The organism is Mycobacterium montefiorense, assembly GCF_003112775.1.
Lineage (GTDB): Bacteria > Actinomycetota > Actinomycetes > Mycobacteriales > Mycobacteriaceae > Mycobacterium > Mycobacterium montefiorense.
Genome location: NZ_BFCH01000002.1, coordinates 184,242 through 197,354 on the forward strand (window position 1 = coordinate 184,242; position 13,113 = coordinate 197,354).

15 protein-coding genes are annotated in these 13,113 nt (G+C 65.1%); 8 read left to right on the forward strand and 7 right to left on the reverse strand.

The features are described from left to right. Positions 1 to 140: 140 nt before the first annotated feature. Positions 141 to 1,298, reverse strand: a complete 1,158-nt coding sequence (locus DB708_RS01905; RefSeq protein WP_108920248.1) for an ArsA family ATPase — start codon at positions 1,296 to 1,298, stop codon at positions 141 to 143. Then, positions 1,295 to 2,317: an ArsA family ATPase gene (locus DB708_RS01910; protein ID WP_108920249.1), complete on the reverse strand. Its 1,023-nt coding sequence runs from the start codon at positions 2,315 to 2,317 to the stop codon at positions 1,295 to 1,297. The genes DB708_RS01905 and DB708_RS01910 overlap by 4 nt, the downstream gene beginning before the upstream one ends. 110 nt (positions 2,318 to 2,427) lie before the next feature. Here DB708_RS01910 and DB708_RS01915 point away from each other — a divergent pair, with 110 nt between their 5' ends. Genes DB708_RS01915 through DB708_RS01925 form a run of 3 tightly spaced genes read left to right on the forward strand, consistent with a single transcriptional unit; the run spans position 2,428 to position 3,860 of the window. After that, complete coding sequence (locus DB708_RS01915) at positions 2,428 to 2,589, forward strand: DUF4177 domain-containing protein (RefSeq protein ID WP_108920250.1); 162 nt, start codon at positions 2,428 to 2,430, stop codon at positions 2,587 to 2,589. 15 nt (positions 2,590 to 2,604) lie between these two features. Next, positions 2,605 to 3,060, forward strand: a complete 456-nt coding sequence (locus tag DB708_RS01920) for a RidA family protein (protein WP_108920251.1) — start codon at positions 2,605 to 2,607, stop codon at positions 3,058 to 3,060. A gap of 5 nt (positions 3,061 to 3,065) precedes the next feature. Beyond that, positions 3,066 to 3,860, forward strand: coding sequence for an MBL fold metallo-hydrolase (locus DB708_RS01925; protein WP_108920252.1), 795 nt, complete (start codon positions 3,066 to 3,068; stop codon positions 3,858 to 3,860). 70 nt (positions 3,861 to 3,930) lie between these two features. Here DB708_RS01925 and crp read toward each other — a convergent pair whose 3' ends face one another. Next, the gene (gene crp, locus DB708_RS01930; protein WP_036465140.1) at positions 3,931 to 4,605 is read right to left on the reverse strand and encodes a cAMP-activated global transcriptional regulator CRP; all 675 of its coding nucleotides are present in this window, start codon (positions 4,603 to 4,605) and stop codon (positions 3,931 to 3,933) included. Between the two features lie 87 nt (positions 4,606 to 4,692). After that, positions 4,693 to 5,079, reverse strand: coding sequence for a hypothetical protein (locus DB708_RS01935; RefSeq protein WP_108920253.1), 387 nt, complete (start codon positions 5,077 to 5,079; stop codon positions 4,693 to 4,695). A 161-nt stretch (positions 5,080 to 5,240) separates the two neighbouring features. Here DB708_RS01935 and nth point away from each other — a divergent pair, with 161 nt between their 5' ends. From nth to marP, 4 genes are read left to right on the forward strand one after another with little or no spacing between them, the layout of a single operon-like run. Beyond that, positions 5,241 to 5,921 (forward strand): endonuclease III, encoded by a 681-nt coding sequence (gene nth / locus DB708_RS01940; RefSeq protein ID WP_108920254.1) that lies wholly within the window; start codon positions 5,241 to 5,243, stop codon positions 5,919 to 5,921. A gap of 13 nt (positions 5,922 to 5,934) precedes the next feature. Beyond that, positions 5,935 to 6,570: a TlpA family protein disulfide reductase gene (locus DB708_RS01945; protein WP_108920255.1), complete on the forward strand. Its 636-nt coding sequence runs from the start codon at positions 5,935 to 5,937 to the stop codon at positions 6,568 to 6,570. Continuing rightward, positions 6,567 to 7,412 carry an NUDIX hydrolase gene (locus tag DB708_RS01950; RefSeq protein ID WP_108920256.1) on the forward strand — a complete coding sequence of 282 codons (846 nt, stop codon included), beginning with the start codon at positions 6,567 to 6,569 and terminating at the stop codon, positions 7,410 to 7,412. Before DB708_RS01945 ends, DB708_RS01950 begins: the two co-directional genes overlap by 4 nt. A gap of 5 nt (positions 7,413 to 7,417) precedes the next feature. After that, positions 7,418 to 8,611: an acid resistance serine protease MarP gene (gene marP / locus DB708_RS01955; protein WP_108920543.1), complete on the forward strand. Its 1,194-nt coding sequence runs from the start codon at positions 7,418 to 7,420 to the stop codon at positions 8,609 to 8,611. Between the two features lie 7 nt (positions 8,612 to 8,618). Here marP and DB708_RS01960 read toward each other — a convergent pair whose 3' ends face one another. Next, positions 8,619 to 9,569 carry an alpha/beta fold hydrolase gene (locus DB708_RS01960; protein ID WP_108920257.1) on the reverse strand — a complete coding sequence of 317 codons (951 nt, stop codon included), beginning with the start codon at positions 9,567 to 9,569 and terminating at the stop codon, positions 8,619 to 8,621. Further along, positions 9,570 to 10,112 (reverse strand): phage holin family protein, encoded by a 543-nt coding sequence (locus tag DB708_RS01965; RefSeq protein ID WP_108920258.1) that lies wholly within the window; start codon positions 10,110 to 10,112, stop codon positions 9,570 to 9,572. It abuts the gene before it with no gap. A 203-nt stretch (positions 10,113 to 10,315) separates the two neighbouring features. Between DB708_RS01965 and DB708_RS01970 the strand changes: the two genes are divergently transcribed. After that, the gene (locus DB708_RS01970) at positions 10,316 to 11,017 is read left to right on the forward strand and encodes a chymotrypsin family serine protease (protein ID WP_108920259.1); all 702 of its coding nucleotides are present in this window, start codon (positions 10,316 to 10,318) and stop codon (positions 11,015 to 11,017) included. A gap of 19 nt (positions 11,018 to 11,036) precedes the next feature. Here DB708_RS01970 and acs read toward each other — a convergent pair whose 3' ends face one another. Continuing rightward, positions 11,037 to 12,995 (reverse strand): acetate--CoA ligase, encoded by a 1,959-nt coding sequence (gene acs, locus DB708_RS01975; protein ID WP_108920260.1) that lies wholly within the window; start codon positions 12,993 to 12,995, stop codon positions 11,037 to 11,039. Between the last annotated feature and the right edge of the window lie 118 nt (positions 12,996 to 13,113).

Genomic DNA, 13,113 nt, shown 5'->3' on the forward strand with positions numbered 1-13,113 from the left:
CGAGCGCCAACTGGCTTGTGCGCGATAGCAATTCGCCGACATAGCTGGGCTTGTGCGCAGTGCTCGCCAGCGTACCTAGTTTTTGGCAGGTGCTCAGCGACCGGTTGAACAGGCCGTAAAGGCTCCCGTTTTGCGAGTGCTCAGCGGTCCGCAGCGCGGGCCGCATCATCGCCGACCGCGGTGATCTGATCGGCCAGCGCACGCAGGGCTTCCAGATCCGATACGTCGAACGGCAGCGACGGAACGCCCACGACTGGCACATTCGGATTGGCCCCGGTGAATCGGGACAGCAGCCGGACCTCCCGCTTAGCGGTCTGGCCTCGGTCCGCGTGAATCTTGAGCACGGCACTGGCCAACGACGCGGCATCGGGGTCCGCGTCAGACCTCAGTGACTCGATACCGTCGATAGCCCGCTCTACTGGCAGTGAGCACAACAGTGGATGGGTGCGGTTCAAGATGAGTCCCGCAAGCGGCATGCTCTCTTGCGACAGCCGGTCGACGAAGAAGGACGCCTCGCGCAACGCGTCGGGTTCGGCCGCGGACACCACGACGAACTGGGTGCCCCGTCTTTTCAGCAGTGCGTACGTGCGGTCCGCCTTCTCGCGCCAGCCGCCGAAGGTGGCTTCCAGCGATTGCACGAAAGTCCCTATGTCACTGAGCAGCTGCGAACCCATAATGGTAGACAGCGCCTTCATCGCCAAACCCATTGCGCCGGTGACCAATCGACCGATTCCTCGGCCCGGTGCGAGTAGTAGGCGCCACAGTCGGCTGTCCATGAAGCTGCCCAGCCGTTTGGGCGCATCTAGGAAATCCAGCGCATTGCGCGACGGAGGAGTGTCCACCACCACCAGGTCCCAGCGGTCCTCGCCAAGTAGCTGGCCGAGTTTCTCCATTGCCATGTACTCCTGCGTGCCGGCAAGCGAGGTGGCAACGGTTTGGTAGAACTGGTTGTTCAGCAGTGCTTGTGCCCGCTCCGGGCCGGAGTATTGCATCACCATTTCGTCGAAGGTGCGGCGCATGTCGAGCATCATTGCGTGCAGTTCGCCAGAGACTTCGGGAGCCAGCGGCACCCGCTGCGGAGTATTGCCGAGGTCATTGACGCCCAGTGCCTGCGCGAGCCGTTTGGCCGGGTCGATTGTCAAAACGCATACGGTGCGGCCATATTCGGCTGCGCGCAATGCCATCGCTGCTGCGGTGGTCGTCTTGCCCACGCCGCCCGCGCCGCAGCACACCACCACGCGGTTGGCTCGGTCAGCCAGAATTTCCGCCATATCAAGGACTTTCGGTGCAGTACTCATCGAACTCCCTGCTGTGCAAGCGATTCCGACAACTCATACAGGCTGCCGAGGTCGACTCCGTCGGAGATGGCGGGTAATTCCAGCCGCGGCACCTTCAACGCGTCGAGCTGTTGTGCGGTCTCGGCACGTGCGGTGATGCGGATGGCGTGCTGGATGGCTTCGGTCAGTAAGCCGGCAAAGTCGTTGTCTGCGAGTTCGATTCCGACCTTCTTCAAATCGGTGCGCACCGCGTCCGCGTCGATGTCGCCCTCGGCGGCCTTTGCCAAGTCGCGGGGCTCCAGATACGACGGGATGTTGCGGTTCACGATCACACTGCCGATCGGCAGCTGCAGCTCGGAAAGTTCCTCAATAGCTTCCAGTGTCTCTTGCACCGGCAGTGTTTCCAGCAGGGTCACCAGGTGAATGGCCGTCTGGTCGGAGTGCAGCAACTTCACCACGCCGTCGGCCTGCGAGTGCACCGGCCCACCCTTGGCCAAGTCGGACACTGCCTTCGTGGTGTCCAGGAAGCGTGAGATCCGGCCGGTCGGTGGAGAATCGACGACAATCGCGTCGTAAACCGGGAGCTTGTTCTTGTCGAGGCGCACCACCGCCTCCTTGATCTTGCCGGTGAGTAGCACGTCGCGCAGACCGGGCGCGATCGTCGTGGCGAATTCGACTGCGCCGATGCGACGCATCGCGCGTCCGGCGAGGCCGAGGTTGTAGAACATGTCGAGGTATTCCAGAAACGCGGCCTCGATGTCGATCGCGAGGGCATTGACCTGGCCGCCTCGCTCGGCGGTCGCGATCTTCACCTCTTCGTAGGGCAGCGGCGGAACATCGAAGAGTTGCGCAATTCCCTGGCGACCCTCGACTTCGACGAGCAGGACTTTGCGGCCCCCGGCCGCCAGGGTCAGCGCCAGCGCGGCCGCGATCGTCGATTTGCCCGTACCGCCTTTGCCGGTGACGAAATGCAAGCGGGCTTTGGACAGGCGTGCCGGCCAGCCGACAGCAGCGTTGCCGGTAGAAGTGGTTGCCACCATCGCATGCTAGCCCGAGCCCTTCGGGCCCCCCGCAAATCGGGTAGCTACGTTTGATTGCGGTCTACCGGGCAGCCCATTTGCCGTCCAAGACCGACCGATAAGCTCGCGTCATGAGCCAACCGACCCTATGGGAATACGCCACGGTTCCGCTGTTGACGCACGCCACCAAACAGATCCTCGACCAATGGGGCGCCGACGGGTGGGAGCTGGTGGCCGTGCTGCCCGGACCCACCGGCGAGCAACACGTCGCCTACCTGAAGCGCCCCAAGTAAAGAGGACTCGAGCGGATGAAAGCTTCGGCCCGGCTCGGGCAACTCGGTGTCACGCTTCCGGAATTGGTTGCGCCGCTGGCCTCTTACGTTCCCGCGGTGCGGACCGGCAATCTGGTCTACACCTCGGGCCAGCTGCCGATAGCGGACGGCAAGCTAGCGGGCACCGGCAAGGTCGGTGCCGACGTGAGCCCCGAAGACGCCAAGGCGATGGCGCGGACCTGTGCGCTCAACGCGCTGGCTGCGGTGAACTCGCTGGTGAGCATCGACGCGGTGACCCGGGTGGTCAAGGTTGTCGGCTTCGTCGCCTCCACTCCCGGCTTCAACGGCCAGCCTGGCGTCGTCAACGGCGCGTCCGACCTGCTCGCTGAGGTATTCGGCGACCAAGGTGCGCACGCGCGCTCGGCAGTGGGTGTATCCGAGCTGCCACTGGATGCGCCCGTCGAAGTAGAGCTGATCGTGGAGGTCGGTTAACGGCCGTGGCCGAGACCGCTGAGCCGCTGACCCATCCCGCATACGGCAGGTTGCGGGCGGTCACCGACACTGCCTCGGTCCTGCTGGCTGACAACCCCGGCTTGATGACGCTGGACGGCACCAACACCTGGGTGTTGCGCGGTCCCCGCAGCAACGAGCTGGTCATCGTGGATCCCGGGCCCGACGACGACGAGCACATCGCCCGGATCGCCGCGCTGGGCCGCATCGCCCTGGTCCTGATCAGTCACCGGCACGGCGACCACACCGATGGCATCGACAAGCTGGTCGAGCTCACCGGCGCGACCGTGCGCTCGGCGGGCAGCGGCTTCCTGCGCGGCTTCGGCGGTGAGCTGGTCGACGGCGAGGTCATCGATGCGGCCGGCCTGAAGATCAAGGTGATGTCGACGCCGGGTCACACCGCCGATTCGCTGTCATTTCTGCTCGAAGACGCGGTATTGACGGCGGACAGCGTGCTCGGCCGCGGCACCACCGTCATCGACAACGAAGACGGCAGCCTGACCGATTACCTGGAATCGCTGCGACGACTACGGGGTCTGGGCCGGCGCACCGTGTTGCCCGGACACGGGCCCGACCTGGCCGACCTGGAATCCGTCGCGACGGGTTACCTGACGCACCGCCACGAGCGCCTGGACCAGGTAAGAGCCGCGCTGCGGGAGCTCGGTGGCGACGCGACCGCTCGCCAGGTCGTCGAACACGTTTATGTCGACGTCGACGAGAAGCTTTGGGACGCGGCCGAGTGGTCCGTGCAGGCGCAATTGGACTATCTGCAGCAGGAGTGAGCCTGCGTCGAGACTGAGTTTTCGCAGACAAAGTTCGAGTAGCGGCCCGCAAATTCACCGGCTCGGCGAACTACCTTGCTCGGCGAGCCAGCCTCTCGGAGTCCGAGATCAGCACGCTCTTGCCCTCCAGGCGGATCCAGCCGCGGTGGGCGAAATCGGCGAGCGCCTTGTTGACCGTCTCCCGGGAAGCGCCCACCAGCTGGGCGATCTCCTCCTGTGTCAGGTCGTGGGTGACCCGCATCGCACCACCTTCCTGGGTGCCGAAACGCTGTGCGAGCTGCAGCAGCTGCTTGGCCACTCGGCCGGGCACGTCAGTGAAGATCAGGTCCGCCAGGTTGTTGTTGGTGCGACGGAGCCGTCGAGCCAACACCCGAAGGAGTTGCTCGGCGATCTCGGGACGATCGGCGATCCACGCCCGCAGCGCGTCACGGTCCATCGATACCGCGCGCACCTCGGTGATCGTGGTGGCGCTCGAAGTCCGGGGTCCCGGGTCGAAGATCGACAATTCGCCGAACATGTCCGACGGCCCCATGATCGTCAGCAGATTCTCCCGGCCATCGGGTGACCTGCGACCGATCTTGACCTTCCCCGAGACGATGATGTATAGCCGATCGCCTGGCTCCCCCTCCGCGAAAACGGTGTGTCCACGCGGGAAGTCGACGGGTTGTAATTGCTTGGTCAGCGCGGTGACTGCGCCGGGTTCAACCCCTTGGAAGATTCCTGCCCTTGCCAGGATCTCGTCCACTTTGCCCTCTTCAACTTTCCAACGAAGTGATATTGGGTGCCTGCCTCGCCCGTGTGACGAGTCTAGAGGTAGGCCAACGTGCCAACGCTACACACGATTGACGTGTCTAGTCGCCTCAAATTGCGGATTTGCGCCTGAATGCGCGTGTATTCGCATGGGTACAGCACGAGCCGGGGGCTCGGTGAAAGCGGTCGCGAGCAGCGATTCGGCGCGATGCCGGCCGCTGGGCGGTGGGGAAAGCGCGAGCTGCTGGGCCTGACGGCGATGCAGATATTCCAGCGCCTCCGGCATCCCTTCGCGGGCCAGCGTGTGCATATCCATGGCCTGCGCCTGATCCAGGAACTCGTCGACGTCGGTCGCCGCGATCGACTCACGGGCGAGTTCCTTTTCGAGCCGACCGAGGCCGAGCGCAGCGAGCATCAACAGCCCCGGTACGCAGGCGACCAGCAACCACAACACAAGGAGAGTAAACATGCCCAAGGTCTCAGCGAGATCACGAAATCAGTACTCTGTCGTAGGTGACAGTGGCAAGGCCGTCTGGGCGTGCGAAATCAACGCCCGCCGCGCCTGATTCCGGACTTGCCCGGCGCTGGTCTTCCGAAACTCGAGCTGGTTTGGTGCGTCGCGCGCGCCGGATGAATCGCACACTGGCACAAGCGTTTCCAGACGCACATTGCGAGCTGGACTTCTCTTCGGCGCTGGAACTGACGGTGGCCACCGTTCTTTCAGCGCAAAGCACCGACAAACGGGTGAACCTGACAACGCCGGCATTATTCGCGCGATACAAATCGGCGGTCGATTATGCAAAAGCCGATCGCGACGAGCTAGAAAACCTCATCCGTCCCACTGGCTTCTTCCGCAACAAGGCGAGCTCGCTGATCGGCTTGGGTCGAGCCCTGGTCGAGCGGTTCGGCGGCGAGGTGCCCTCGACCATGGACGAGCTGGTGACGCTGCCCGGGGTCGGGCGCAAAACCGCCAACGTCGTCCTCGGGAACGCGTTCGACATTCCCGGGATCACCGTCGACACCCATTTCCAGCGGCTGGTGGCCAGATGGCGCTGGACCGAGGAGAAGGACCCGGTCAAGATCGAGCACGCGGTCGGTGAACTGGTCGAACGCAAGGAATGGACCCTGCTGAGCCATCGAGTGATCTTCCACGGCCGCCGGGTGTGCCACGCGCGCAAACCGGCGTGTGGCGTCTGCGTGCTCGCGAAAGACTGCCCGTCGTTCGGCCTCGGCCCTACCGAACCGGCGCTGGCGGCGCCGCTGGTGCAGGGCCCCGAAGCCGAGCATCTGCTCTCCCTGGTCGGGCTGTAATACGGCCGCGACGTTGACCTCGAGAACTCGCTGGACCATCGCGATCTTGGCGGTGGTGGTGGCGCTGACGGCCGCGCTGGTCGCCCAGTTGCGCGACGAGTCCACGACGACCACGGCGGGCCGGCCGTCGCCCGATCGCGAACATCGCGACGCCGACACACCGGCCGCGCTGGCCGGTCCGCGGGCACGGGCGAACCTGCTGCCGTGCCCTGCGCCGGGTAATGCTCCCGGTCCGGCGGCCTTGCAGACGGTGCTGGTCGACTGCGCCGGCGACGGATCCACGGTCGACGTCGCTCGGGCCCTGGGCGGACGCCGGGTGGTCATCAATCTGTGGGCGTATTGGTGCGCGCCGTGCGCGGCCGAACTGCCCGCGATGGCTGAATATCAGCGACGCGTCGGATCCGACGTCGTGGTGGTGACCGTGCATCAAGACGAGAATGAGACCGCCGCGTTGTTGCGGTTGGCGGAGCTGGGTGTTCGCCTCCCGACCTTGCAGGATGGACGGCGGCTGATCGCTGCAGCACTCAAGGTCGCAAATGTGGTGCCCGCGACGGTGGTGCTACGGCCGGACGGTAGCGTTGCCCAGACGCTGCTGCGGGATTTCGTGACTGCCGACGAGATCGCGGCCGCGGTCGGAAACGAGGCATGACCGAGTTCGGCGGCCCGAAACTCAGCTGGGCAGGTGGACCCGACAAGGAGGCGCCGGTGAGTGCTGGGGGTGCCGCCCGCGCACCGGGGACGGTTCCCCTCACGCCCGACGTCTGCCCATCCTGGTTGCGTCCATTGCTGGACAACGTGGGTCAGATGCCAGACGCCTACCGGCGCCGGCTGCCGGCCGACGTGTTGGCGATGGTGACCGCGGCGAGGACAGCATCCGCCCACCGCGACGACCGCGAGGCCGCTGTGCTGGTTCTGTTTTCGGGTCCCGAGTCCGGACCGGCCGACGGCGGTGTGCCCGACGACGCTGACCTGCTGCTTACCGTGCGGGCTTCGTCGCTGCGACACCATGCGGGCCAGGCGGCGTTTCCCGGCGGTGCATCCGACGCCGAAGATCACGGACCGGTGGACACCGCACTGCGAGAAGCCCACGAGGAGACCGGGATCGATGTCACCCGGCTGCACCCTCTGGTCACGATGGAAAAGACGTTCATCGCTCCGTCGCAGTTCCATGTCGTTCCGGTGCTGGCCTACTCGCCCGATCCCGGACCTGTCGCCGTGGTCAACGAGGCCGAAACGGCGATCGTGTCGCGGGTTCCGGTGCGCGCGTTCATCAATCCCGACAACCGGCTGATGGTCTACCGTGGCGACCTCGGCAACCGTTGGGCCGGCCCGGCGTTTCTGCTGAACCAGATGTTGGTTTGGGGCTTCACGGGCCAGGTGATCTCTGCGGTGCTCGATGTCGCCGGCTGGGCAAAGCCCTGGGACACCAACGACGTACGTGAACTCGACGACGCGATGGTTCTGGTCGGTAGGCAGGGCGGCACCCGATGAACTCGATGACCCCGTCCCAGTGGCTGGATATCGCCGTTCTCGCCGTGGCCTTCATCGCGGCCATCTCCGGCTGGCGTTCGGGCGCGGTGGGTTCCCTGTTCTCGTTTATCGGCGTGCTGCTGGGCGCGATCGCTGGTGTGTTGCTGGCGCCCCACATCGTCAGTCATATCACCGCGCCGCGCGCCAAGCTGTTCGGCGCGCTGTTTCTCATTCTTGCGCTCGTCGTCGTCGGTGAGGTCGCCGGCGTGGTGCTGGGACGCGCGGTTCGCGGCGCAATCCACAGTCGCACAATCAGAACCGTCGATTCGGTCATCGGGGTGGGGGTGCAGCTCGTCGTGGTGCTGACGGCCGCGTGGCTGCTGGCAACACCGCTCACCCAATCCAAGGACCAACCCGAGCTAGCGGCCGCGGTCCGCGGTTCCCGGGTGCTCGCCGAGGTCAACGACATCGCACCCCCATGGCTGAAGACGGTCCCCAAACGCCTTTCGGCACTGCTGAATACCTCGGGCCTGCCCGCGGTGCTGGAGCCGTTCAGCCGTACCCCGGTGATCCCTGTCGAATCACCGGATCCCGCGCTGGCCACCAATCCGGTGGTGACGGCCGCGGCACCCAGCGTCGTCAAGGTGCGCAGCCTGGCACCAAGCTGCCAAAAAGTATTGGAGGGCACGGGATTCGTGATCGCACCCGATCGGGTGATGACCAATGCGCACGTGGTGGCCGGGTCCAGCAGCGTCCAGATCTACGCCAGCGGTAATCCGTTGGACGCCACCGTGGTGTCTTATGACCCGTCGGTCGACATCGCGATTCTTGCCATCCCGAACTTGCCGCCGCCACCACTGGCGTTTAGCGAATCGGAAGCCAAAACCGGTGCCAACGTGGTGGTTCTGGGCTATCCGGGCGGGGGCAACTTTACTGCGACCCCGGCCAGGATTCGTGAGGCCATCAAGCTCAGTGGCCCCGACATCTACCGGGACCCGGCGCCGGTCACCCGCGACGTCTACACCATCAGAGCCAATGTGGAGCAAGGTAATTCGGGTGGACCATTGATCGATCTGAGCGGTCACGTACTCGGTGTGGTGTTCGGCGCCGCCGTCGACGATCCCGACACCGGATTTGTCTTGACGGCGGGTGAGGTCGCGAGTCAGATGGCCAAGATCGGTGACACTCAACAGGTGGCGACCGGGAACTGCGTCAGCTGATCCGGCGTCAGTGCACCTGCTCGAAAAATCTCATCAGATGTTTGTTGATTTCTGCGGGGGCTTCTTCGTGGCTGTAATGCCCTGTGCCGGTGATGGATACGTAGCGACCCTGCGTCGCGTAGCGCTGACTGTGGTCGACCGGGTCGGCCAGCACGTAGGGATCGGCGTCGCCGCGCAGGTGTAGTAGTGGCACGCCGAGTTGTCGGGACATCGATTTCATGAATCGCCGTCCTTCGTCGCGCAGCTGGCTGCGCACCGCCCAGCGCTGATACTCCAGTGCACAGTGCGCGGCTCCGGGAATCTGGATGGCTGTGCGCAGGTAGCCAATTGTCTGCGAGAAGTCCTCGGAGGCAACCCATTTAGCGGAGCTGCGGCTGCTGACGAGCCGTTCGATCTCCGCGCCGTTGTCGCGGGTCAGCAGGCGCTCGGGCCAAACCGGGAGTTGATAGCGCAGCAGCGTCGGCAGCAGCGCGGAGCCCTGATCGCGGCGCGTCAATGTCGATCGCCGCAACGCGGCCGGGTGCGGCGAGCTGATCAGGGCAATGGCGCGCACCAGCCGTGAATGCAGCAGCGCGGTAGTCCAGCACGACAAACCGCCGTCGGCATGGCCGACCAACGTCGCCGACGAATGCCCAAGCGCGCGAATGAGTCCGGCCGTATCACCGGCGAGCGTCCAGCCGTCGTAACCGCGGGGCGGCTTGTCACTGCCGCCATAGCCGCGCAGGTCGACCGCGACCACTCGGGCATCGGTCAGCCCGCGTAGCTGATGACGCCAGGACCACCAAAACGAACCGAAACCATGCAGCAGCATCACCAGGGGTCGTGCCGCGGCCGCAGCCGGTACGCCCGCGCCGGTCGGTAACGCCTCGACGACGTGGAATCGAATGCCGTTGGCGTGCACGTCCAAATGGCGCCACGGTCCGTCGATGCGGACTACCGACGGATCTGGTACTGCCATCTACCAACCTGAGGGGTCGGTGGGGTTGGCGTCCGCGGTCTTGGCGTGCTTACCGGGCGCATCGGTGAGCTGCTTGGTCGCGTCGGCAGCCTTCTCATGGCCCGGGGTGAGCGCGGTGCGCGTCTCCTTGACCGATTCGATGGTCTCGCGTGGCCCACGGATGCGCCGCACCTTCAAATAGCCGAACAGCGCCAGCACGGCCCCGACGACAACCATGATCGCGAAGACGATCAGGAAGGCCACCCAGCGCCACAGCCAGGTGTCGAGGAGCTCGGCAATGAAGAAGAAGAAAAAGAAGGTGGAGTAGAACAGCACCACCAGAGCAGCGATGAAAAAGACGCTGCCGGTGAGGCCCTTCTTTACGTCGCGGACGATTTCGGCTCGGGCCAGCTCGACCTCGGCACGCACCAGGGTTGATGCCTGAATCGTCGCGTCTTTGATCAGGTCACCGATCGATGGCTCGCCGTGGCTGGCATGCGGGTCGGCCAACGGAATCGTGGTCAGCGTGCTCGGCACACCATTTTTGCGATCCACTTTGCTCACAGACGGTCCTCTCGGTTCGCTGTCGTCGCGGTTTATGTTGCCATGCGTTGCGATGCCAGACGAGGCCAGCCGACGACCGCGAGGCCCGGCGACCTACGGTCGCGGTCAAATGCCCGAAACCGCTATTCGCACAGCGAGAGGGGTGCTGGGGTGATCATTTAGACTGGCGCACCTGTTCTCCGGCCAGTGACGGGAGTTGCGCATTGCAGACGGCACATCGGTGCTTTGTGGCGATGCTGGTGGTGGTGCTCCTGCTGCTGCTGCCGGGATTGCCCGCAAACGTCGCGGCGGCCGACGACCGGGTCCCGATGGGTGGCGGTGCGGGCATCGTCATCAACGGAGACACAATGTGCACCCTGACGACCATCGGCGGCGATGCCGCCGGTGACCTAATCGGGTTCACCTCCGCGCACTGTGGTGGCCCGGGCGCTCAGGTCGCCGCCGAGGCAGCCGAAGGCAGAGGCGTACTCGGAACGATGGTTGCGGGCAACGACGCCCTGGACTACGCGGTGATCAAATTTGATCGGGCCAAGGTAGTGCCGGTGGCCAACTACAACGGCTTTGTGATCGACGGCGTCGGTCCGGAGCCGGTGTTCGGTCAGATCGCCTGCAAGCAGGGCCGTACCACCGGGAATTCATGCGGCGTCACCTGGGGGCCCGGCCAGGATCCGGGCACGATCGTGATGCAGGTCTGTGGCCGGCCCGGTGACTCCGGGGGGCCGGTGACCGTTGACAACCTGCTGGTGGGGATGATCCACGGCGCGTTCAGTGACAGCCTGCCGACCTGTGTTGTCAAGTACATCCCACTACACACCCCGGCGGTGGTGGTGTCGTTCAACGCGGTGCTGGCCGACATCAATGCCAAACACCGGGCTGGTGCGGGCTTCGTCCCGATACCGGCCTGAGCTATTCGGCGTTGCGGCCTTACTTGGCTTCCCGGATCGCCTCGAACACACCCGGATCGAGCAATGTCGATGTATCACCGAGCTCGCGATTTTCGGCGACGTCGCGCAGCAGCCTGCGCATGATCTTGCCGCTGCGGGTCTTCGGCAGCTCCGGCACGACGTGGACTTCCCGCGGCTTCGCGATGGGCGAGATCTCCGTGGACACCTGGACACGCAGCTCGTCGATGGTCTGGTCATGGGCGTCGTAGCCGGTGCATAGGACGACGAACGCGCAAATGGCTTGGCCGGTGGTGTCGTCGGTGACCCCGACCACCGCCGCCTCGGCGACGCCGGAGTGACCGACGAGCGCCGACTCAACCTCGGCGGTCGAGATCCGGTGGCCGGACACGTTCATCACGTCGTCGATGCGGCCCAGCACCCAGATCGCGCCGTCGGGATCGAAACGCGCGCCGTCCCCGGCGAAGTAGAAGCCTTTGTCGGCGAATTTGGACCAGTAGGTGTCGCGGTAGCGATCGGGATCACCCCAAATGCCACGCAGCATCGACGGCCACGGCTGGTCCAGCACGAGATATCCGGTGACGTTCTTGGCGTTGTCGGCGTCGGGCTGCAGCGGGTCGCCGTGGTCGTCGACGATCTTGGCCGAGATGCCCGGCAGCGGCGTCATCGCCGAACCCGGTTTGGCCGCAGCGATTCCGGGCAGCGGCGAGATCATCGCCGAGCCTGTCTCGGTCTGCCACCAGGTGTCGACCACCGGCAGCGTGTCCGCGCCGAACACTTCGCGGTACCAGCGCCAGGCTTCCGGGTTGATCGGCTCGCCGACCGATCCGAGCAGCCGCAGGCTGGACAGGTTGTGGGCGTCGGGGATTTCACGGCCCCACTTCATGAATGTCCGAATCAGGGTGGGCGCCGTGTAATAGATTGTGACGCCGTACTTTTCGATGATCTGGAAATGCCGGTTACGGTCGGGGCTATCGGGTGTGCCCTCGTAGAGCACCTCCGTGATGCCGTTGGACAGCGGACCATAGACGCCGTAGGTGTGCCCGGTGACCCAGCCGATGTCGGCAGTGCACCAGAACACGTCGCTCTCCGGCTTGACGTCGAAGATGGTGTGGACCGTGTAGCAGCACTGCGTCAGGTAGCCGCCGCTGGTGTGCACGATGCCCTTGGGCTTGCCCGTGGTGCCCGAGGTGTACAGCAGGAACAACGGGTGCTCGGCGTCGAAGGGCGCCGCAGTGTGTTCTGGCGACGCGGAATCCACGACCTCGTGCCACCACACGTCGCGGTCGTCGTCCCAGGACACGTCAATTCCGGTGCGCCGCACCACGAGCACTTTCTCGATTGAGCTCTCGCCGTCCGGTCCGGGTGCGACGGCCTCGTCGGCGTTGTCCTTAAGCGGCGCCGGCTTACCGCGGCGGAACTGCCCGTCGCTGGTGATCAGCACCTTGGCCTGCGCGTCGGCGATCCGGGCCCGCAGGGCCTTCGAGGTGAAACCGCCGAACACCACGCTGTGCATGACGCCGAGCCGCGCGCAGGCCAGCATCGCGATCACGGCTTCCGGAATCAACGGCATGTAGATGGCGGCTCGGTCGCCGGCGACCAGACCGAGATCGGTCAGCGCGTTCGCGGCTTTGCAGACCTCGGCCTGCAGATCGGAGTAGGTCAGGCTGCGGCTATCACCGACCGGCTCGCCTTCCCAGTGAATTGCCACCCGATCGCCGAGGCCGGCCTCGACGTGGCGGTCCACGCAGTTGTACGCGACGTTGAGCTTGCCGTCGGAAAACCATTTGGCGTACGGCGGCTGCCAGTCGAGCACCTCGGTGAACGGCTTTGCCCACGACAGTCGGTCGGCCTGCTTGGCCCAGAACGCCAGCCGGTCCTGCTCGGCTTCGCGGTAGAGGTCCTCACCAGCGTTGGCCTGCTCGGCGAATTGCGCGGGCGGCGGGTACGACGACGGGCCTTCGGTGTGTGTGGCGGTCACTGGCTTCTCTCCTGTGTCGAGGGCCGGGGTTCGAGCTCGTCAGCCGTCTGAGAGCCTAGCCTCGCCAGTTGAACCCGCGCGCTTCAATCCGGGGGTAAACGGGGTTGTCATACCGCAT